The following is a 23,172-nucleotide window of genomic DNA, read 5'->3' as shown; positions in this document are numbered from 1 at the left end:
TATTTGAATCAGAAAAAAACAAGAATTTTACCATGCATTAATCAGCAAGGCTAATGCGAATGATGGCAGCAATAGCAAAGGGCAAAAAGGTCGCGGCTGATAAAGAAATTGCAGCTAAAAACGCTAAATAACCTTGGGCTGAAAACCCTTGCATAACAGCCGACAAAGAGCCGCTTCCAAAAATCATCACAGGCACTGTTAATGGCAGTAAAACCAACGCCATTAACACCCCTTTGCCTGCACTGAAGGAAGCTGCAAGTCCACATAAAAAAAGAATAGCGGGAGTTCCCAAGACGAGACTTACCATTAAAATTAACGTTTCCATCCCTGATAAATTAAATAATAGCGCCAATAATGGGCAAAAAATCAACATGGGTATTAAATTAATAACCCAATGAACCAACAGCTTTGCACTAATAATCAAGCTCAATGGGTATCCTGAAATTAACCATTGCTCCACAACACCATCTTCATAATCTTGTTGAAAAAGATTAACGGAAGACAGCAACATGGCCAATAACATGGCAATCCATACAACACCAGGCGCAATCGTACGCATGGTGGAGGACTCAGGCGGCATGGTTAACGGGAAAAAAACTGTGACCATTAGAAAAAATATCGATGCATGTAATAAAAGACGTGGTTCTCGAAGATGCAACAGCAACTCTCGATGAAGTTGGCGTTTAAATAAAATAGCCAGATTAATCATGGTTACTCCGAAGCCTCATAAACCATACTCCAGATAATCAGCACGGCAAGGTAAATTTTGATGGGACGTAAGCACAATTAGGCCACCTCGAGCAAGATGATTTTCAATAGAAGTCATTAAGAAATCGATGGCATCCTTATCCAACGCAACTAGAGGCTCATCTAACAACCACAATCGAGCATTGGTCATTGCTAAACGCAATAGGCCAATTCGTCGTCGCTGTCCGGCCGATAAATGCCCACAAATTTCTTGATCTAGTCCCTTTAAACCAAACTGTTGGAGCAAGTGCTTAAAATCAACGTCTTGTCGCCCCCAGTGCATATCAAAAAAACAGTTTTCTTTGACCGTTAATAGCGGGTTTATGCCTGTTCTATGTCCTACAAAACATAGTTTCTGCTGATAAGTGCCAAGATTTTCTGTTATTGATTGCCCATCAAAATAGATATCCCCTTCCAAAGGATATAAAAGCCCTGCCAGCAATCGTAACAATGTCGTTTTTCCCGCCCCATTATTACCCCGCAAATGCAATAATTGCCCTGCTTTTAATAAAAAGGTTACCTGATTAAGCAAAGGCTTATCCTGGTAGTCAAAGCAAAGCGAGCGGACTTCGAGCATAAGAAATAGATTCGATTAAAACAGGCAGACTATCTAGAATTAGCCGTTCTGGCAAGAGGCATTCTCCGAAAAGAACTTGCACCTACTTACTGTCACAGGGATAATCATTTACTTTATTAAATAAAGAAAGGTGGATGATGGAATTTCTGTCTGAATATGGTTTGTTTTTGTTAAAAGCTTTAACCGTTGTTATTGCCATACTACTTGTTGTAGCAGGTATTGCCGCGATAAATCGAAAATCTAAACATAAATTGGAAATAACCTCGCTTAATAAACAGTATGAAGAAACAAAGCAGCGAATGTTTCATGATATAAAAGGTAAGAAACCTGAAAAAAAGAAAAAGAAAAAAGGGAAGGAAGAGAAAGCGTCATTATACGTTCTTGATTTTCACGGTGATATCAAAGCAAGTGAAGCAGAACCTCTGCGAGAAGCAATTACCGCTGTTCTTGCTGTTGCTGAACCTAAAGATGAAATAGTTGTACGCCTTGAAAGTCCAGGAGGGGCTGTGAATGGCTATGGTCTTGCTGCATCTCAATTACAACGTATACGTGATAAAAATATCCCTTTAACAGTGTGTATCGACAAAATGGCTGCAAGTGGAGGTTACCTGATGGCCTGTGTAGCTAACACAATTATTGCAGCTCCCTTTGCAATTATTGGCTCTATTGGAGTTGTTGCACAATTACCTAATTTTCATCGCTGGTTAAAGAAAAATAATATCGATATCGAACTTTTAACAGCCGGTGAATATAAGCGTACACTGACTATTTTGGGAGAAAATACCGACAAAGGACGGCAAAAATTTCAGGAAGATTTAGAAAAAATTCATCAAGCTTTCAGAAATTATGTCCTCGAAAATCGTCCGCAATTGGATATTGATAAAGTAGCCACTGGTGAACATTGGTTAGCGAGTGATGCGTTTGAATTAAAGTTAGTGGATAAATTAAAAACAAGTGATGATTATCTGACAGAAAAAATGGCTCATTTTAATGTCTTCAAAATTAGTGTGCATGGTAAAAAATCACTCGCAGAAAAGTTACTTAAACCTGTGACAAAAATTCTTCATCCCTGGGCTTAAACTCATGTATATATCCTGAGTGTTACGTAAACACTCAGGAATCATCCAATTATCTTGATATCAGTGGTGCTGCTAACCCCACAAATATCACCATTCCATCCCCACCAGGATTGGTTGTAAAATCATTTAACGCATTAGGTTTCCAGTTGTTGGCACACCAAACATTACCTGCTTGATCAGCAATCGCATGAGTGAGACGCATAAGCGGATTAAAGCTAGGTGGACCATTTACACCATAAAGTGGAGTACCATCGTAAAGCAGTACTTGTTGACCTCCTGTAGGCAGTGTATAACCAGTTGAAGGTGTAATTGGATCTCCAGTTCTTAACCCTCGTGGACATTGAGTGGGTCGGCTTCCACAAAGGTTTGAAATTGCAAAATTGGCCCGTTGCCCCTCCGGACCAAAATTTGCTACCCAAACGTTATCGTCACCATCGACAGTAACCCCCCAAGGGTCAGAAATGCCGCCGCCTCGAAAAGCACGTACTAAATTTCCATTAGCACTAATTCTGTAAACTGTCGAATCCAATGTGGAAGCAACCCATGCATTTCCTAAGGAATCTACTGTAATTCCTTTTAGCGATGCACCTACAGCGACACTAAATTGCAAAACAATTTGATTACCGGAAATAACGTATTTACTCACCGTCGCAGAGGTCGAATTAGAAACCCAGGCTGCCCCGTCTCTGTCGATAGCGATATCAAAGGGGCCGCTGTTTGCTGGCTCCTGATAATAAAATGCAGAATTAGGATCGCCATTTGGAAATACCACCACTCTGTCATTCCCATAGCTCGCAATCCATATATTGTTGTTTTGATCGTTGATGGTACCTTGAGCTCTATATATAAAAGTGGTATAACCATTTGGTCCTGAAATAGGAATTCCTGTTGAGGAAAATTGAGAAACACTGCCTGCAACTGGCAGGCAACCCGCACAATTTCCCCAGCCAAAATTACCAACCCATACTGAGTTGTTATTATCAATCGTAATTCCAAACGCTGTTCCTAAAAGGCCTCCACCAAAGATAGGCGATGTTGGAGTATTGCCAATGCCATCTGCGGGTTGTCCATTAGGCTTTAAAGCAATAATACAATTTGTTGAAAAAGGAGTGCCTTGAATAACATTATTGGTTATCCAGCCATAACCTCTCGCATCAAATGCTGTCTTTGCAGGTCCTGCAAATGGGCAACTCGAACTCCCTGAATTATTAAACTTAACCGCCAACGTCCAGGCATCAGGATGCTGTCTGGGTAGCAAATACGGTTGATATAACTTTAATTTATTGGTAAGCAAAAAAATGGCTGCAACATTGTTTGCTGGATTATGAGCGATACTTAGCAACGCTTCCAGCGTATTGGGTGGCAATCTGCCCTCAGCACGTGTTGCTGCGAATAAAGCTGCGCATGCTCCAGGATGATTTTGTACACAAGGTGCAATTAGGTTGGATAGAGAGTTAATTGAACGCATTGCGTTGGTTTGATCAGCATTAGGTGATGACCTAATTACTGATGATAAAGTCCCTGTTGTCGGCGAAACCAGATTATTGTTCATGCCAGCTGCAATTCTTAAACCTAAGGGTCTACCAAAAATTTGACCATCATTAAAAAACTGGGCCATGGAATAGGCTGCTGCAACTGTGGTCAGCTCATTGATAACAATGCGTGAGGGAATTCTTTCACCCAAGATACTCGCCAGAACAATATGATTATTTTTACGAGCAACTGCATAGTAAATTGTATAGGGTGGACCACTTGCAGAAAGCGCCATAAAAAACTGCCCAGCACTGTTCGTTTTTGCAGTTCCAACAACTGCCGCATGTGTTAATCTAACCCCATAAACTATCACATCTGCCCCATCAATGGGGAAAGTAGTCGCAGTACCGCCTGATTGCACAATCCCGCTTAAGTCTGCATTAACGGCAGTTACATTAAGAGGTAAATTAGTACCTGCACAGGCAGGAACATTAGGACTACACACAAAAAGGTGGTTATGGGGGTCTGGATCAGAGGCATTCACTCGACCAGAAATAATGAGTTCAAGTGTGCAACTTTGTCCTGGATTCAACGTAAAACTTGAGAGACAAGTATCAGGATAGGTCCCTCCTGACTTAACTTGGTGAACAAGAGGAGGCAAGTATTTTACAAAACCACCGGGCAATACTCTTCTCGTGATATTAGTCACAGTATAAAATGCTCTTACCGTCTCGCCACGAACAATTTTTGTCGGCAATGTTGTACCCGCTTTGGGCACAATAGTGTATGGAACTGCATAGCTCATTTGACTAATGGCAACTGAAGCGAGTAACAACAATAGCGATAATAACCAATTATTCTTTATCATTCCTTTGTCCTAAATAACAAGATAAGTCAATTGCAACATCACTTGATGCGCATAAAGATGAGATTGTTTTAATGTATTTGCGAAGGGAATAACGTCAATGACTCCATAGCCTAAATCTGCTCGTCCTAAATCTGCAAAACGATAGCCTAGTCCCAAACGCCAATTTTTTCGTAGATCAACATCAAGTCCTGCACCAACGCTATAACTGAAGCTGACATTTTGATGATCTGTAAATTGAGGTGTAAACGTTAGAAAAGGAGGAACTGCTGGGTTGTAATCATAGGCTTCACTAAACGCAGCCCCCAAACCTAAAAGCACATAGGGATGAAAACTCTTATTCATCGTTGAAAGCAACTTTCCTTCAACCAAGAGTTGACGGCTTCTTATTTTGTAATTATAACTAAATGTATCGGATGAAATTTCATCAATGCCTTCAGTTAAGTTCCCCTTAGAAGAAAAATCACCAGGAATATAAAGTCCTAACCCCAGTTGCAAAAGCCATTTGGGGCATAGAGATACTTCTTCGCCAATAAAAACGCCACCTAATATTTTATCTGAGTATGAGTTGCCCGCTTGATAGCGATATTCAGTAAAATCCCCATCCATTGTTAGAGTTTGTGTTTTACCTGTTTTGGCCGCAACAACTCCGGCTGAAATGGTGACAAGTGGACGAATATAGTGGGGCTTACTGTTTGGACCAACAGTTCCAGCCATGGCATTTCCAGCAATAAATATGAAAGTGAGGTAAGACCGTGTAACGAATAGAACATCTCTTCTTTTTTGTGGCGGGTACATCTTTTCTCCTTCATCCTTAAAACCGAAAAGCCGTCCAGTATAATATGGATAACTATCTATGGCGAGTTTAGCGGAACCATTTATTTTCATTTAATACTGATTGCAACTCGAACCTCTATTGGATGCGTCAGACAAGCCGAGGCACCTAGGCGCAGGTGTTTTCTTCCACAAACCTTTTATCTTTGCAAGCGCGCGAAGTAATCCAGTTTTGAGGTTAAATAAAGAATCGATTTGCTTTGTGGGTCTCGCAAAAGAGAGAACTTTATTTTATAAAATCAGAGATAGCTTTTCTCTTTTCTTCCTTATATAGTGAATTAACTTTCTCCAAGTAATTGCTTATTACTTTTTAGTCTAAGGACAGGCTATGTTTGTATGGGCTCTTATTTTTTTAGTCATTTGCATTATCTCAGGACTATTTAGTTTTAAAGCAAATCCATCCACATCTACCTACATAGCAAAGCTTATCTTTTATCTTTCATTAATGCTTTTTTTGGGATTTTTATTTAGTTCAATTATTAATTTGGCCCCGCCTCGAGTTCGTACTGGTTCACTGCCTATTTAGGATGATAATAAATGGAGAAACGCCCCGATTCTGTATCTTGAAGCTACCTCCTTAATTAAATCCTCAGAAAAAATACGCCAGACGTAAAACAACCGAGTAGAGAAAAGGAAAATAACTGTCTGAAGGGGTTAATTGAGCTTCACCATACCCTGCGGTGTAATTGCCTCCTAACTCCCCCATCCAGTGCTCAGTTAATTGATAATTAATTCCTGCACCAAATGCAGGGCTTACACGCCAGTCATCCACCAACATATCATCGCGATGGACACCTGCGACACCTACACTTGAGTATGCTCTAATCTTTGTGTTAGGAATAACAAGCATAATCTTTGCTTTTAAATCGACAGTTTCAGTCTTTGTTTTAAATGACAGTCTATTATCATTTAGAAAACTAAAAAGACTCATTGAATCAAAGGAGACTGTTGCATCAGGATAATCCAGATAACTTAACTCAATGGCAAAAAAAGGATTAAATTCATATCCTGTGAAGGCACCCCATACACCACCACCCTCTCTAACTTTGATAGGTGTTGACATGCTCAAGGCTAAATTTTGGTTTTCTTCCGTTGGTACCAGACCTTCCCATGTGGTTGCGCCATATCCACCCATAGCACCAACATAGAAATGCTGTCTGCGATTAGTTTTTTCATTGGAGTGAGCAAAACTACTTACCGATACAAAGAACAGCAAGCCCCATAAAACTAATTTTTTTGTAATCACGTCCTATACATCCTTAAAACGGTTGTGGCCATCATCGAGATAGCCACTATTGACAACCAGGTTTATTGACAAGCTTTTTTTGTGGAGCTGCAGAATCTACGACGAGAATCTACACCACCATGAAGATAACAATTCCAGTTATCCATACAATCTTCAGTAGTTGTATAACGTTGATGCTCGCATGCCTTACGTAATGAGCCAAAGTAACTTATCATGCGTGCATAAAGCGTATTCATATCTTCACACATTGCTCTAGGCAATCCAGATGACGTGCAATAACAAACAGCCGCTCTTTCGAATGACGGACAAAAATTCACGTCATTGGTAGGTAACGCATTTGGACAACCAGCAAAAGCAGAAACAGCGAAACAGCCTGATAAAATAGCGGCCAAAAATACTCTCATCATCCTTGATCCTTGTTTTTTAGAAGTTCTAGGAAACTTTATCAGAAACTAAAACCGCTGAAAATAAAAAATAAACTTTATTGCGTAGAGCAGCATTCTCGCATCACCCGTATAACCTCATTCGCAATTAATGCTCTAAATGCAGGTTGCAAATTAGCAGAGATAATTAAATGTGGTGCATTTGAACCCACCATTCGCAAAAAGCAAACATCTAACAAGTTGTTTATTTTCAGCAAATCGTAGTGATAATCTCTAATCTTTCGGGTTTCAAAACCAAATATATTGCTGTTGTTTCGCTTGTGAGAATTGCCTAGAAAACTGTGCTGCACATTCATGTTCACCAGAAAATTATTTTTCTTATCGGCACCAAGTCGTCCACATAAATTAAGAATGCGACGATCTAATTTAACCGAGCGGAAAATTGTAGTATAAAGCCAAACGACCCCTTTGATCACATAATTTTTTATGAAAGGAGGTTTTTGTCGAAATGTACTAATGTTCGCAAGTTTGATTAAATCAGAACACTGTTGGTAAGGATGAGTAGTAATCACTGACTCATGCACCTGTTGTAAAAGGGATGTCAAATTAGAACTCTTATTGATGCGCAGTTTAATAGGCTCAAGCCTTAAAAAACCACCAAAAGTACTGTCATAATCTGGATTATCTCGAGTGGATTTTACGCGATTCACATACACTGCCTCAGGAATATCTTGATTATTTTTGCTGATATTCAACAGAGCCATCATCAATGCAGCACACAAACCATCAAAAACACTGGTGTGTTGATGCTTACAAAATACATGAAAACTATTCAAAGTTTCTTCAGGTATCTCCCTGTATGTAGAATAGGAAAATTGATAATTTTGTGGACTATGTACCACTTGTTCTGTTGGAAAGGCAAATAAGGCAGCGTCTTTAAGATAATCATCCCAAAACTTTAAATCTCGATTTATATGTTGCTGCATGTAAGTTTGTTCTTCCAGGAGGTAATTTCTGAATGCTATATCTTTTTTTACAGTTTTATGCCCTTTTATTGCTGAATTATAAAAAGACGATAAATCCGACAATAAAATTTCCGGAGACAGATCATCCGAGATCATATGAGGCAAACAAAGTTGTAGTTCTGTAAGGTTATTTTTTAAATAAAATAAGCGAACAACTATTGGGTATTTATTTTTTGGCCATGAATTATATTCAATTAATTCCTGAATAGAACTCTCTAAAATTTGCTCACTATTTTTCTCAGAAAATGACTCAAGGTTTTTTTCAATCACTTGAAAGCCAATTTTTTTCTGTAGACATTGTAAGGGTTGCAGCTTGGAGACGCTATAAGAAAAGACATCATGTTTTTTAAAGACCGCTTCGAAAGCCCTATTTAATTTATCGATGTTAAGACGTCCTTCAAAACGCTTTCTGGCAAAAATGTTTAAACGTTTTGCTTTAGGCTCAAATGTATCGGCCAACCATAGTAATAGTTGAAAGTTACTCAAAGGAAATTGGGTTGCATTTAAAAAGGCTTTATTGATAACGCGTCTTTTTCCTTTCTTCTTTGCTTTTTTTATTAAAGACGCTAAATGGGCAATCGTCGGTTGTGAATAAAAATCATAGAGCTTCACGTCTTTGCCCAATTTATGGTTTACGGTTGAAATGATTCTTGCCGCCGCTAAAGAGTGTCCTCCTAACTCAAAAAAATCATCTTTTAAGCCTATTGGTTTTATCTCTAGTTCTTCCGACCAAATTTGTGCAAGATTTTTTTCTAAGTGGGTCTTGGGCGCGATGTAATATTGGCTCGCTGTAAATTGAGGAATAGGCAATGCTGCTCTGTCTAACTTCTCATTGGCATTTAATGGAAATGAATCCATTCTGACAAAACTTGATGGCACCATGTAATCGGGCAAATGACGTAGCAAATGCTGACGTAACTCCGTACTGTCTAATTCAACCTTACTATCATTTAAAATATAGTAAGCAACTAAACGTGTTTCTTTTTGTTCTTCGTTGGCAGCAAGCACAACAGCTTCTTTTATAGCCGAATGTCCAATTAAACAAATTTCGATTTCACCAGGCTCAACACGAAAACCACGTATTTTTAACTGATGATCAATCCGTCCTAAGCATTCAATTTCTCCCTGTATTAACCTGCGGCACAAGTCGCCTGTTTTATAGAGCTTTGCATCAATATCTGGATTGAAAGGATGTTGAATAAAATATTGTCGGGTTAAATCAGGATTATTTAAGTAGCCTCTCGCCAGGCAGCTTCCACCAAGATATAACTCCCCTGTTTCACCTTCACCAACTGGCATTCGATTTTCATCAAGAATGTAGGATTGAATATGTGGCGCGACATGACCAATTGGAACGTTGGCACCTAATCTATGAATATTTTTTCGGTCAATTTTATATAAGCACACCGCCACACTTGTCTCGGTGGGGCCATATTCATTATATAAAATATGATCAGGATAAAGAGCTAGCCAAGCTGAACAATCACTGGAAAATAAACTCTCTCCTGCCAACATAATTTTCTTCAAATAAGGCAAGTCAATATGCTTGTTTTTGACCTCATAGATCAACACTCTAAAATAACTGGGTGTTAGTTTAATAAAATTAACCTCATGAGTGTTTAGATATTTTAAATATTGTCTAGGGTCTTTTTTAATTTTGTCTGCACAAATTACTAATGTTAATCCCAACATCAGGGGAATAATTGACGTCGTTAAGGCGAAATCAAAAGCATGATTGGAAGAGAAATCTATACGTTCACCCGGCTGACAATCACAATACTCAGCAAACCATAACGAGTAATCAACTACACCTCGATGTTCGACAACCACACCTTTGGGTGTGCCTGTGGAGCCTGAAGTATAAATAATGTACGCTAAATTTCTTGCGTTTACATTTGAGCGCGGATTTTTTGTTGATTGTTTTTTGATTTCATCTTCTTTGTCCATCAAAACAACATCGCCTTGATAGCGAGAAAATCTCTTCTTAAATTTATCAATTGTGATTAAAAATTGCGTTCCGCCCTCTTTTAAAATAAGTAGTAGCCGTTCTTCAGGATGTGAGGAATCTAAGGGAATATAAGCTCCACCCGCTTTCAAAATACCAAGTATCACAATTAAAAGGTCAATTGAGCGCTCCATACACACTGCCACTTGTGTGTCTGGCTTTACCGCCATCTGTTGTAAATAATGAGCCAGCTGATTCGCTTTTTGATTTAATTGCTCATAGCTTATGGTTTGTTCACCAAAAATAACGGCAAGTTGCTGCGGGGTATGTTTGGCTTGCTCTTCGAATAATCCATGAAGTGTTTTTGCATCGTGTTTAACTTCTGTTTCCAGAAATTCATTTAATTGTTCTGAGTTTTCCATCTCAATTTATCGTCCTTTATAAACGTGTTAATGGATTACGACTAATTTTATTGTATCAATTATTAATTACAGTCTGGGCAAAAGTCTATCCATCCATTTTGGCAAATACCAATTCCAGGATTGAAGCAGAGCCATTGTTGAGGGAACTAGCAGTGTGCGAATCAAAAATGCATCTACAAAAATAGCCACTGCGATTCCAAGTCCAAATGCTTTTACCATTAACACATCAGCAACTAAAAAGGAACCACAGATCACAATTACAATTAAAGCAGCACTGGTAATAATGCGACTACTTTTCTCAATTCCAAAAACAATGCTGTTATTATTAGCACCATTTTCTTCATAACATTCTTTTATGCGCGTTAATAAAAACACTTCGTAATCCATGGAAAAACCAAATAAAGCACAAAAAATAATGACCAATAAACTGATATCTAACATACCTTGAGGTTCAAAATTAAGCCATTGCGACAAATATCCTTCCTGAAAAACTAATACCAATGCCCCATAGCAGGCACAAAGGCTCAGTAAATTCATTAAAATCGCTTTAATAGGCAGAAATAAGGAGCGCAGTAAAATAAGTAAGATTAGATAGGTAAACACAATAATCCACAGTAAAGCGAAAGGAAGAATATGTGAAATACTTTCTAAAACTTCCTTGTTGATAACGGGTGTACCGGTTAATTCAACCTTCATTCCATCGTTTAATTTCAGATCCCTTAAATCTGCAATTAGATTCTGGGTTTCTGGTGAATTGATTTGATATTTACTAATAATGCTCATTACTGTAAATGAGTAACTGGTGGTTGTTGCAAGCAATTGTTTTAAGCTTTTGCTTCTGGAATCTTTATTGTCATTATAAAGGGTATAATATTGCTTTTTAGTCAGATCTGAATCCGTAGTGACAACGCTATTTATCTTGTCAACAGAGGGATTTTTTTTCAATTTTTTCGCTAAATCAAATAAATTGTTAATGTTTGTCTTTGATAAAATTGAACCATGTGATGTTTGAATTACCAGTAAAATAGGATTGAGTGTTTCTATATTAAATTTTTTAGCATACATATCAAAAAAGCGACGATGCTCAGATTTTTCCGGCAAAATTCGATGATCAGATACGCCAAATATCGCCGATAAAAAGGGGTAACCAAGCATCAATAAAAACAGCAGAACGGGGAAGAAAAATAATAAAGGGCGTTTGACAATTTTTGTTGCCAACCAATGCCAAAAGTTGAATCTTTTTTTATCCTTATGAAAACGCACTGAGAGAAAATTAATCCGTTTCCCAAGCACCGATAAAATGGCTGGCAATAAAATAATCGCAGTAAGAACTGCTATTGATACGGCCACCCCTCCACCCATTGCCACTGAAAACAAAATATTAATGGGAAAAAGAAATAAAGCACTCAAACTAACAAGAACCGCCAATCCGCTAAAAAAAACAGCCTTTCCTGCCGTTTCCGTAGTAATTGCTATAGCGTCACTGACACTAACACCATTGTGCAATTCATCACGAAAACGACTCATGATAAATAACGAATAATCCAAACTTAAACAAAGTCCCAATAACAATGCGATGTTGAGTGTAAACACAGACAGCGTATAGAGATGGCCTATGAAAAAAAGCAGGGTCAAAATAATTAATGCCCCCCCACCTCCTAATAAAATAGGCAATAAAGCTGCTATAAGCGATCCAAAGACAAAAATTAAAGTAATAAGCGCTACGGGAGCTGCCACAAGATCGGCACGATAAAGGTCAGTTTGGGTCTGTTTATTCACATCTTTAACAAAAACAGCCTCGCCCCCAAGTTCTACCGTCATATTCGCAGGCTTTTTTATCGCGTTTTCAAATTGAGTTAATAACCTGTCTTTAAGCGGTTCACTACTCTTTAAAATGACAACGACATAAGCTGTATGTTTATCTTTAGACGAGATTTGGCTTTTATTATCATTAGGCATCAGGATTTCATGCTCAATGGGGAAATCTTTTAAATCTGATAAGGACTGTTTTATTTTCTTGATAAATTGAGGATTGCTAGCCAGCAGCTTGGGACTTCTATACATAATCAAAAATTTATTTGATGTATTATATTTCAATTTCTTATTGATATATTCCTCGGCCTTAGCACTTGGAGAATGTTCATCAATGAAGCCTGTGGTTTTAAAAGGGCTTATAACATCAGGAAGAAATGGAATAGACGCCAAGATAACAAGTATCCAGAATAGAATGATAAACCACCGAAATGGATAGATGATTTTCCCTAGTTTATAAAAAAAATGACCTTGCATTTTTATCCCTAATCAATCTTATTCACTACGGGTTAAAATTCTCAAATCATTTCAAAGACTAAAATTTGTTATTTCTCAATTAAATGTAGTCATAAAAGGGATTTTTTGCATACTTCAGTGTAAATGCAGTGCAGCTACACTCACGGAATCTCATTGAAAATCACCTTGGATTGTTTCGAACTACTCGTAAAAATACTGATTATGGTCGCAAAGAATCAAGTTTGGATTACTTTTTGCTTGTATATTAGGTTAACTAGAATCAGGGACGAGTTAAACATGGATAATTTCAGTATAGAAGAACGATTCCCAACTATTATTCGCTGGAAAAGTACAAACTCCAAGCATTGGCAGGAACAACTTTCCGAACATAAAGCCCAATTTAGAGAATACTTATTACAGCATGGTGCTTTGCTTTTCCGCGATTTCCCATTATCAACAGCAGAACATTTCTCTGACTTTATTAAAGAAATAAACTTAGGACAGTTTGTTGATTATGTTGGCGGTGATAGTCCACGCGATAAAGTGATTGATGGTGTTTATACTTCAACAGAAGCCCCTCCGAATATCTATATCCCTCTACATCAAGAGCTTTCCTATTTGACCACCTATCCAGCGCATATTTATTTTTATTGCCAAATTGAACCTGCTTTCCAGGGTGAAACAGTGATTGCTGATGCGAGGAAAATATATAAAGCACTAGACCCTAATGTAGTACAACGTTTCAAGGATAAAGGAATCACTTATATTTCTCATTATTATCAGCAAAGCGCAGTCATGACATTGATTAACCGTTTAGCACGTTCACATAAATCGTGGATGGATGTTTTTGAAACTAATAACAAAGAACTTGTAGAAGAGTTTTGTCAGACCAATGGAATTCACTGCCAGTGGCTTCCGAATAACTGGATTGAAATCAAACACAACGGACCTACCGTGCTACAGCATCCCATCACCAATGAAACAGTATGGTTTAATCAGGCTCATCTTTATGACTTCAGTCCTAAACTTTTAGGAATGGTAAAATTTCTGGCTGTCAATTTGGTCTATTTTCGTCGTTTAACTCGATTACATGAAGTAACCTTTGCTGATAACAGTGCAATTCCACGAGACGATCTGGCCCATATTTTGGATATGTTACAAGAAAACACTGTTTCCTTCCCTTGGAAACAAGGAGATGTCATGGTTTTGGATAATATTTTAACCTTGCATGGCAGAGCTACTTTTAAAGGAAAGCGGCGAATATTGACTGCACTAACCAATTAAGCATTCACGGGCAATGCCAAACAATCTATCTCATTGTTGAGATAGTTGTTTTGTATTGTTTTTAAACTGCTCCCATTGTGCCTTAACGTCATCCTCCTTCCAGGATTTTATTTGATTGAAGAAAGTAGTCCATTGTTTATCCAGAAGATGCTTTCGGTCAGAATTAGTCCCTCGGTAATCTAAATATCGTTGCTGCAACCACCATTTAGTTTGCCGTTCCTGTTTCCCTGATTCAATCGCTGCTAAATCACGTGATTCTTTCGCTTTTTCATGCGTAAAAATACGATTACGATGCTCCATCGGATCAGTATTAGTGTCTGTGTTGTAGTCATCTCCCTGCTCCAAATCTTCGGTGCAGTAGATTTCATAAACCACCCCAAATTGACCATTACGGGCGATACGCCCAGATTTTTGCAAGGTTACGCGACCAGAACCAGGTTTCGCTAAGATACCCACATTCACATCATTAAAGTTAGTACCACGACTACCTGCTGCTGTTGTTAAGGTAATCATCTTAGGTTCTTTGGCGCGCACTTTTACAGTTGACTCAGGAGGACGAAATTTTTGCCCAGCAGACTGGTCGTCTTGAGTATCGTCTAAAATTTGCAAGTGTTTTGTTGATATGCCGTGCTCAGTAAGATAATCAAACAATGCATCGCATTCATTAATAGTATTTAAGAAAATAATACAAGACTGATTGTTCTCTTGAATCGTTTGCACCGCGTCTAATAAGGTTTCGTTGTGTGTCTCCCGAGATTCTGTATAAATAGGTGGAAATCGATAGGCCCTGTTGTATTCAGGTAGCGTTAAAATATTCTCCCCTATTGTTTTTGTTTTAAGAGGCCAATTCGCCTTACCATCCAGAGGTCTAATCGCAGGCGGCATAATCACACTTATTTCGGAACCAATAGTATGTTCTATTTTTCCTTTTACAGAGTTATCCCCCAGCGTGGCTGATAAACCACTGCGGGATTTGTAGTGCTCCTGAAGATAAAGGGCAACATCCGCTTCTGCTAAAACTTTTGACTCCCCAGGGATCTCGACAGTGGCATCGTATTGTTTTTCCCAGGCGGCAACGCATTGATGAACACCGGCCCCCCAGCGTGAAATTTCATCGACATGTCCAGTTGTGTCTTTATGCACAATACGCACAACTTTTCTAGGAATAGTAATCGCCTTAGGCTTCTGCTCGATGACCAGATCATTCTCTTCAACGACATAATGTGTTTTTTTAATCAATTGCATCGCCGAAATTGCAGCACTTATGTAATAGTCTAAATCTTCTTCACATGCGCTTATTTTCTTATAAAATTCATTATTAACTAGCTGAGTACCTAGCATGTTTTTAATAAAGCGACGTTGCGATGTCTTGTCTACTAGTTCTGTTTTCTGAGGTAAATCTTTACGCACAAGAGTATTTAAAGTCATTAAGAACTTTTCAAAATCATCACTTGCCCTCCCGCTTCCTTGGGAAATTTGCATCGTGGTGTTGGCATTAATATCAATAACAACATTATCAATTTCATCAATAATGGCATCACTTGCACGTCGATGTCCTGGCAGATTTTTTTCATCAGAAAATTGAGCAAGTAAATCGTTAATCACTGCTGTTGCTGCATCCATATACAAAATATCAGCATCTAAAATTGCCGCACTTTTATCACCTTTTTTTGCTACTTTAATCCCTAAATAATTAGCTATTTTTTTAATCTCTGCACTAGCTTCCAAAGCCAATGATTCATTATGTGTTAATACATCAATCTTCTTGCCTGCTAATACTTTTAAAATGGCACTGAATTGAATAATAAGCGTCTTACCCTCACTGGTATCTATTTGTAACAAACTATTCTTTTTTGTGGCAATCAAAATAGCTATTAACTGTTCTAACCTCAGCCATTCTCCTTGCGGAGGATTTGTTGTTGATTCTGCACAAGTTAAACGACAATGAGTTTCTCGAAGCAGACAAAGTTGATCTTCAAAGCTAAGTTTACGGGCATTCTTTAAACTAGCTTCAAGCTCATTTGCTGATTTGTCTGCATAGTCACGCGCTAGCTCATTCATTCGCTGCAAAATCGGCCGTAACTCGATAACGAGGTCTATTGGTAGATTTAATTTTTTAAAGAGCGTCTCGATGTGCTCTTTCTCATATTGGTCTTTTACTTCAAAACCAACTAATTTCTGATTACCAAATGCTTCAAAACTATTTTTTTCCTGAGAGAAGTCTTCTTGGGAGTGTGAGGCTAATTTCATAGGAAGTGATAAAGCATACTGTATGAGTTCATCTGCATTTTTTAATAAGTTCGAATGCATCAGCTCAAAATACTCGCTATCATTATAAAACGAATTTTCCCAGCAAGTGATTGGTGTTTGTGTTAATTTTTCCCATTTTTCAATAGCTTCTTTCAAATAATTGGGATCGACATGATAGGCAATAAACCGTAAATAGATCGCTCGAAAATAAGCTTGAGGAGATACCCTTTCTGAAGCTGAAGAACCATACTTAAGTTGTTCGAATTCCTCTTTAGAAATAATTGCGGGCATATTGGCAGGATAACGGTCACTGCCCACCAGCATAGACTCATGGACAAAGCTATAACCTTCTTTTAATAAAGACTTGGATTCTTCAAAATCTCTTGGTAGTGCCGCGACATATTTTGCTTGCAGTTGTTGAACAGCAATGTTCTTCTTTCCACCTGATAAACTGATGCAATCGAGCATATGCTTAAGATGAATAAAACCTCCCAGACTGCTTAATCCCGCAGAACCACTATCACAGGCAGGAACATCAATGCCAAGACTTTCAAAATAATCAAAAAAATACAATAATCCCTTACTGATTTCAGCAAAATTATGGTGATGATCCAGACCATACTCTATATGTCCGAGCCAGCGAAATGCATTATCATCAAATTTCCCAAATCGTCTTAGAGCATCTTGCTGAGTCTCACTAAAAAATTCCTGGCCATTTCTTAAATCTTTTAAATAATGAAGTATAAACCTTTGCAAATAAGATTCTTTAGTGCGGACTAAGTATTTATATTCATCCTTTTGATCACTTAACTCGAGAGAAATACCTAAAGCCTTATAACTCTCGACATCTTCTTCTCTGATTAAACTAGACAGATCATGAGCTTTTATTTTTGAAAATTTTTCCAGAATATCAATAAATTCACCCAGAAAATGCTTAAGTTGATTGGTTTTATCCTCATGAAACGGAGCAGAGTGAATATTTTCAGCGATTAGTTTTAACGCACGAAAGGCATAAGCACTGGTTTTATAAAGACCTTGAGTATTTCTATGGGTATTGCTTGACTTGTCTAATTGCTCCAAAAATTCTAATTGTCGCGGTTTAAGTTGAATGCCACACTCCTCAAAGGTTTTTAATAAATCGAGTTTTGTCACCGAACACGATTGATTTTCCTCCTTAGAATGAAATTCCGAACTCGGATTGTAAGTATCTAATCGTACAGCGGCATCCTGAACTGTCATCAACTGATATTCACGATATTTTTCATGATATTTCAAGGTAAAAATTTTGCCAGAACTGTCTTTCTCCAAGAAAAAACCTAGAGGGAGAGTATCCAAATCCAACCTATAATCATCTGTTCTTATATGACCTTTTGCTGCCAGTAACCTTTGCAGTGCAGCATCACTGATCAATAACTGATGCGAGTTGTTGTGGTAAGCCTCAAAACTTTTACCACGTCGCCATATCTGAAAACAACGTTTATTTAATGCGTGAACCCATTTTACAGAAGCCTCATAATTCAATGCTTCCAAGCGACTTATTGCAGCACTTACCTCACTAATTGCGGACTCATCGACCCATTTTTGTGCATCTTGTAAACGCTGCAAATCAGCCATGATATTTTTATCAATTTTTTGTTCTTGTTCTACTTGATGCTGATGTTGATGAAATTGATCAACCTGATGATGGAGTGACAATTGATTGAGCCATTGTTGCATATGGGTGGGTATTGGAGATTCAATCTTTTGGGGCTCTACTTTTGATTTACTTTCAGGCTTTATCATCCGCTTAAAAATAAGCTGAGGTGAATCTAGCAGTCTCGCGACGGTATATTTCTCACGAATTGAAGGCGTATCCTTATACCCTGACGTTGGCTCATTTGCTAAAACCCGAGCGGGGTGCTCTTGATAATCGGGTTCTATCCCCTCATTCTCTTTTAACTTTAAAAATAAATGTTGTTCGTCCAAATCATCACTGGTAAAACTCCACTGTAAATTGATTTTATCCAGCAGCCAGCTAATAAGGCGATGATACCAACGTAGTTCGAAAGAGACTGGTAAAGCAGTATTTTCAAACTTTTTCCTATATACCCATATCTCAAAAAGACTTTTATAATACGCTTGTGACTCGCACAAATATTTTGAATGATAATTTCTACCACCAAGAATTTTTTGATACCACTTAGGATTTCGTGCAGCCTCTAGTCGTGCATTCGATTGTACTACACTATAGGCGACTAGCGATTCCCCGTTTGCGAATTGATATTTCCAGCAATTGGGATTAAAGGGGTGTCGATTCGCAATAGCAAGCCAACGTCTTAAGGATGTTTTCTCGGTCTCATCATTTAATAAAGCTGATTTAATTTGGCCTTCAATTATTTTTCGAAGGAAATAACCCACCATTCCTTTAACCATTATCCGTATACCTATTCACTAAATGGGTGACATTTTATAACTTACAGCGTCAAATTGAAATGAAATTTGCCATAGCGAACATTTAAAAAACACTCATAAAATATTTCATTGCTAATTAATAGGTCATTTTGCTACACTAATGGCCTTTTAATACCCTTCACTAATGAGGTGATTATGCGACCACTTGAAAATGTTATTTATAATCAAAAAAATATTGACAAATGGGAGAGTGAAATACCTCACTTAGAAAAGGAAATTATTCAAGAACAAAAAAAAATAGCTATAGAAAGGGAATCATTAGCTCCCTTACAGCAGCAACTAACCACTCTAGATCTTAAGATAGGCTCTTTAAATACACTAATTCTTAGTCAACAACTCGCAAACATTAGTCATCACCACCATTCCCATCATCACAATCACCATCATCATGGTCATGATCACCATCGTTACGATGTCGTTGATTTTATGAGTGACTCTATATCTAGGATGACCCTCGTGCAATTGCAGAGTGAATTAAGCATAAAGACTTTAGAGCGCGACAGTCTAGACCGTCAAATGGAACCCCACAGAAAAGCTATTGCCAATTCTGAGCGTAGAATTCGCGACAACGAGGCTAATATTCAGTGGAGATATACCCATATCCCTTTAGCGAAAAAATTCCTGGAGCGTTTAAATAACAATCCAGCCGATTTAGTTAACTCTCTTCACCAAAAACTTCTGAATGACTTTCGTCAATATGAAGATCATCATCCTGCAGGTCTCTCACCTCGCGTTCGCTTCTGCTTGCTAAACATTGAAGAAAAGCTGAAAGAATTATATACCGCTCCGGCATTGTCCTATCTTCGCTTTGGATTTGAGGAGCAACAACGTCATCAAATTAATTATCTTCGTTTATGTGGTTTTATTCTAGACATGTATCGTCAGGTAAAAGCTGAAGGGCAAAGTGAGGAGTTTACTGACTTACTTATAGGACTTGTTAATGACCTTCATATCGGAGAGTCTGATGATTTACCTGATTTGTTAGCGACAGGGGTCACAGCACAAAGCTATTTTCAAGCAGCCAAAGGTCCCAATAAGTTTTTATGTGATTTAAATGATGAACAATTAGTACAATATGAAGCAACGATCTTTAGGGATAAATACACTTTATTATCCAATAATTCTCTTTTCGGCCGAAATAGTGTTCAACTCTCCATGGCAAAAGCGATGAGCTTAATCGCTGATGAGATTAATGGAAAAATTCTAAAAAATGAGCCAGTCGACTATCATTTCTACACCGCTGTAACAAATGATTTTCTGCAAATTTTTACCCCTCAATCGGAAAAAGCTATCAAGCATCTAGGAGTACTGGCTGAACACGCCTCAGGCGCTCCTTCATTAGGCAAACAAATTGGTGGTGCTTTACTAGTGGTTATTGGTTTGACCATTTTAACTGCGAGTATTGTAGGCCTTGCTGCTACTTTTGGGGGCAGCTCATTTTTTAGTGCTTACGGTATCGGTTTAGGTCTTAGCATGCTGCAATTCCAAGTAGCTTTCGGTACTCTTTTTACAGCAACAACCTTTGCTGGTAGTGGTTTAACATTTTTTGGCGGGCGAGTTTATAAACAAGGCACACAACAAGGTCTGTCTAAAGAATTGGCACATCTACAGGAAGAGTGTCAAAAACCCAATCCTTTAGACTATAGCCAAGTGACCCCTTCAGCTCCCCCTCTATATCCGAGCTATGCGAACTAAGGTAATCATCGATACTCCATTTTGGATTACTCAAAGCGTTAAAGTCGAGTATACTTAATACAAAGACTAAGCTGATTAACCAATATGGAGTAAATCATGGGCGACTTTAAATCAAAGCTTCCTGATTTTAAGGAAATTACCTCAATCGCGAATAAGCTTTTTAAAGACGTGAGTAAAAGCGTTTCAGAAATCATTACCGATTATAAAAAGAAACGCGAGCAACCAGAAACAGGTGATGTCGTTAGCTCAACTGATAAAAAAGCGAAAAAAGAGGAAGAAGTAGTTGTCGCAAGCGCTAAAAAGACGTCTAAAGCTGGCGAAGAAGAAGTGGCTACCGTTGCAACTGCAGTTAAAAGCAAAACAGCAAAACCTAAAGCTACATCACCTGAAACAGAAAAACCTAAGCAAACCGAGTAAATTGGTAAAGCTTAAGCACGTTCAGGTCGAGTAAGGCCATATTTACGCATTTTTTCGACTAGTGTGGTTCGTCGCATGTTTAAATAGTTTGCAGCATGGGCCACAACCCAATCTGATTCGTTGAGAGCTTGGCTTATCAGTGCAAGCTCCGTCTTTACCAGATGCTCTTTCAAATCAATACCATCACTGGTAATTGCCTCTGGACTTAACAGTTCTAATAACGTTTCGCGCTCACTGCTTAATACTCCCTGCGTCAGTCTACTACCCCTTCTAAAGCGTCGGGGCAGATCGCTCAAATCAACAATACCATTCGGGAATAAGATAGATAATCGCTCCACAAGGTTGGCCAATTCTCGGACATTTCCAGGCCAATTATAACGACTCAAGGCTTCAAGAGCTGCAGGCATCAAGCGAATTCCAGGCCGATTTTCCCCTTCAATGCGTGAAATAAGTTCGTTAAGCAGTAGGGGAAGGTCTTCTCGTCTTTCTCGTAGAGGAGGCATATCAATAGGAAATACATTTAAACGATAAAACAAATCCTCACGAAACTTCCCCTCTCCAATAGCCGTTTCAAGATTGCGATGAGTAGCTGCAATAATTCTGACATTAACATCGATACTTTTATTACTTCCAACTCGTTCAAAACAGCGCTCTTGTAACACACGCAATAATTTAACTTGCATTGCCAGAGGCATATCTCCTATTTCATCCAGAAATAAAGTACCCCCATTCGCTAATTCAAAACGCCCCTGGCGGGAAGTAATTGCTCCAGTGAATGCCCCTTTCTCATGTCCAAAGAGTTCACTTTCTAATAATTCAGCAGGAATTGCCCCACAGTTAATCGGGATAAATGGCTTATTATGGCGTGATGAAAAAGCATGAATATTTCGAGCGACAACTTCCTTACCTGTTCCTGATTCACCCAGTATCAATACACTGGCTTCAGTATCCGCAACCTGAGCAATTAATTTACGAACTTGACGTATAGACTCACTGTTTCCGACCAGGCTGCGAAATAAGGGCGTCCTTTTTTGATTATTTAATTCGGCCAGAGCAGTTTCATTGGCGATTTGACATTTATGAAGGGCCTCAAGCATTTGAGCATAGGTAAAGGGGAAGAAAAGGTTAGCCATTACATTAGACACTGGATATTCAGCTTCAGAAGTCGGTGAATCAATAAGAATAATGGGAAGTTGTGTCACTCGATTTCTAAATTCGCTTAAAAACTCAAGCGTTTCCTCATAGGATTCCTGAAAACCAATTAAAACAGCATGAGCACGCTTGTAGGAAAGATTTCTCCAGCTTGTATAGTTTGCAAGAATGCAGGTTTCACTTACAAAATTTAAAATCGTGTTTAGCTTATGAGAACGTTCATTGTCATTATCAATAATGATAATAGTTTCACTTTGGCTCATAGCTATCCCTACCCGACTTATCTAAATTGAGTATTAGTTACTAACCGTTAGCCTGTCAAATAAATGACGACCTTTTTTCTTCGCGTCAGAAATCCTTAATATTCACATGCCCTAGCGGTAACAATCAATATGTTCAAAAGCGTTACATGCTATTCCAAAACATAGCTTTTGGTTCCCTATTGCTTTAGTAGCCGCAATGTGTTTTTGAATGGTGTATCGGCGGACATCCAAATATCCCATACGACGACAGAAGGAAAAAGCAGCTTTGCGGCCACAGCCATGCTGTCCGTCATAGCACCAATCTATGCGATAATTGTTAAAACGAGGATAAACATAGCGTCTTAAGCGATAATGATATGCTCTTGGGGGCTTGTGGGACATATTTGCTACACAACGAATTGTTTTAAAACCGTTGCAGCGCCAACCCTTGCATTTAGCATTACAGAATAGATAGTTAGTTAAACCGACGTTATTATCAATGATTTGTTGATCAGCATAAGCATAACCCATCAGTCTACAATAACGTGTTGCCAAGGCCATACCGCATTCTTTGCCATCAAAACTACAGTAATTTAAACGTTGCCCATGATACTTAGGCATCCAAAAATTTCTATAGAAGTTATCACTACGGGCAGCCATGCCGGTATTCAGCAGTAACAAACAGGCAAGTACACTAGCAATGATTCGTGCAAAAAAAATCATTATTACAATCCATTAGCAACATTTATGACATGTTAGCTTATGCCTGACAGCAAAAAAAGAGGCAAATAAAGCTTTGATGATTTTTTATCGAGAT

The 23,172-nt window shown here is 38.3% G+C and carries 16 protein-coding genes; 5 read left to right on the top strand and 11 right to left on the bottom strand.

All coding sequences use genetic code 11. The features are described from left to right. Positions 1 to 37: 37 nt before the first annotated feature. Together ccmB and ccmA are read right to left on the bottom strand one after the other, a co-directional pair. Positions 38 to 709: a heme exporter protein CcmB gene (ccmB, locus tag LHA_RS05980; RefSeq protein WP_045105734.1), complete on the bottom strand. Its 672-nt coding sequence runs from the start codon at positions 707 to 709 to the stop codon at positions 38 to 40. Between the two features lie 15 nt (positions 710 to 724). Then, entirely contained in the window at positions 725 to 1,324 is a 600-nt protein-coding gene (ccmA, locus tag LHA_RS05975) for a cytochrome c biogenesis heme-transporting ATPase CcmA (protein ID WP_045105733.1), read from the bottom strand. Positions 1,325 to 1,461: 137 nt separating this feature from the next. Here ccmA and sohB point away from each other — a divergent pair, with 137 nt between their 5' ends. Then, positions 1,462 to 2,403 (top strand): protease SohB, encoded by a 942-nt coding sequence (sohB, locus tag LHA_RS05970; RefSeq protein WP_045107423.1) that lies wholly within the window; start codon positions 1,462 to 1,464, stop codon positions 2,401 to 2,403. Between the two features lie 49 nt (positions 2,404 to 2,452). On the opposite strand, the gene LHA_RS05965 is transcribed toward sohB, so the two are convergent. Next, complete coding sequence (locus LHA_RS05965) at positions 2,453 to 4,744, bottom strand: Vgb family protein (RefSeq protein ID WP_045105732.1); 2,292 nt, start codon at positions 4,742 to 4,744, stop codon at positions 2,453 to 2,455. A gap of 9 nt (positions 4,745 to 4,753) precedes the next feature. Continuing rightward, a complete protein-coding gene (locus tag LHA_RS05960) occupies positions 4,754 to 5,539 on the bottom strand; it encodes an outer membrane protein (RefSeq protein ID WP_052673608.1) in 786 nt (261 codons plus the stop codon). A 364-nt stretch (positions 5,540 to 5,903) separates the two neighbouring features. Between LHA_RS05960 and LHA_RS05955 the strand changes: the two genes are divergently transcribed. Continuing rightward, the gene (locus LHA_RS05955; RefSeq protein WP_045105731.1) at positions 5,904 to 6,101 is read left to right on the top strand and encodes a DUF1328 domain-containing protein; all 198 of its coding nucleotides are present in this window, start codon (positions 5,904 to 5,906) and stop codon (positions 6,099 to 6,101) included. A gap of 63 nt (positions 6,102 to 6,164) precedes the next feature. On the opposite strand, the gene LHA_RS05950 is transcribed toward LHA_RS05955, so the two are convergent. The 4 genes from LHA_RS05950 to LHA_RS05935 form a co-directional block, all read right to left on the bottom strand. After that, positions 6,165 to 6,821 carry an outer membrane beta-barrel protein gene (locus tag LHA_RS05950; RefSeq protein WP_052673607.1) on the bottom strand — a complete coding sequence of 219 codons (657 nt, stop codon included), beginning with the start codon at positions 6,819 to 6,821 and terminating at the stop codon, positions 6,165 to 6,167. 62 nt (positions 6,822 to 6,883) lie between these two features. After that, a complete protein-coding gene (locus LHA_RS05945) occupies positions 6,884 to 7,228 on the bottom strand; it encodes a hypothetical protein (RefSeq protein ID WP_045105730.1) in 345 nt (114 codons plus the stop codon). Between the two features lie 74 nt (positions 7,229 to 7,302). Next, a complete protein-coding gene (locus LHA_RS05940; protein WP_052673606.1) occupies positions 7,303 to 10,596 on the bottom strand; it encodes an amino acid adenylation domain-containing protein in 3,294 nt (1,097 codons plus the stop codon). A gap of 66 nt (positions 10,597 to 10,662) precedes the next feature. Continuing rightward, the gene (locus tag LHA_RS05935; RefSeq protein ID WP_045105729.1) at positions 10,663 to 12,885 is read right to left on the bottom strand and encodes an MMPL family transporter; all 2,223 of its coding nucleotides are present in this window, start codon (positions 12,883 to 12,885) and stop codon (positions 10,663 to 10,665) included. Between the two features lie 276 nt (positions 12,886 to 13,161). On the opposite strand from LHA_RS05935, the gene LHA_RS05930 reads away from it, so the two are divergent. Beyond that, positions 13,162 to 14,148 carry a TauD/TfdA family dioxygenase gene (locus tag LHA_RS05930; protein WP_052673605.1) on the top strand — a complete coding sequence of 329 codons (987 nt, stop codon included), beginning with the start codon at positions 13,162 to 13,164 and terminating at the stop codon, positions 14,146 to 14,148. Positions 14,149 to 14,178: 30 nt separating this feature from the next. On the opposite strand, the gene LHA_RS05925 is transcribed toward LHA_RS05930, so the two are convergent. Next, on the bottom strand, positions 14,179 to 18,798 hold the full coding sequence (locus tag LHA_RS05925; protein ID WP_158644242.1) for a helicase-related protein: 4,620 nt from the start codon (positions 18,796 to 18,798) through the stop codon (positions 14,179 to 14,181). Between the two features lie 186 nt (positions 18,799 to 18,984). On the opposite strand from LHA_RS05925, the gene LHA_RS05920 reads away from it, so the two are divergent. Continuing rightward, on the top strand, positions 18,985 to 20,544 hold the full coding sequence (locus tag LHA_RS05920; protein ID WP_045105727.1) for a hypothetical protein: 1,560 nt from the start codon (positions 18,985 to 18,987) through the stop codon (positions 20,542 to 20,544). A gap of 96 nt (positions 20,545 to 20,640) precedes the next feature. Further along, a complete protein-coding gene (locus LHA_RS17105; RefSeq protein ID WP_045105726.1) occupies positions 20,641 to 20,961 on the top strand; it encodes a hypothetical protein in 321 nt (106 codons plus the stop codon). A gap of 11 nt (positions 20,962 to 20,972) precedes the next feature. Here the strand turns inward: LHA_RS17105 and LHA_RS05910 are convergent, their stop codons facing one another. Both LHA_RS05910 and LHA_RS05905 read right to left on the bottom strand, forming a co-directional pair. Beyond that, entirely contained in the window at positions 20,973 to 22,376 is a 1,404-nt protein-coding gene (locus tag LHA_RS05910; protein ID WP_045105725.1) for a sigma-54 dependent transcriptional regulator, read from the bottom strand. A gap of 111 nt (positions 22,377 to 22,487) precedes the next feature. Continuing rightward, complete coding sequence (locus tag LHA_RS05905) at positions 22,488 to 23,078, bottom strand: hypothetical protein (RefSeq protein WP_052673604.1); 591 nt, start codon at positions 23,076 to 23,078, stop codon at positions 22,488 to 22,490. Positions 23,079 to 23,172 lie beyond the last annotated feature (94 nt).

The organism is Legionella hackeliae (assembly GCF_000953655.1).
Classification (GTDB): Bacteria; Pseudomonadota; Gammaproteobacteria; order Legionellales; family Legionellaceae; genus Tatlockia; species Tatlockia hackeliae.
Note: the sequence above shows the minus strand (reverse complement) of the source record. Positions and strands in the feature narration are given on the sequence as shown.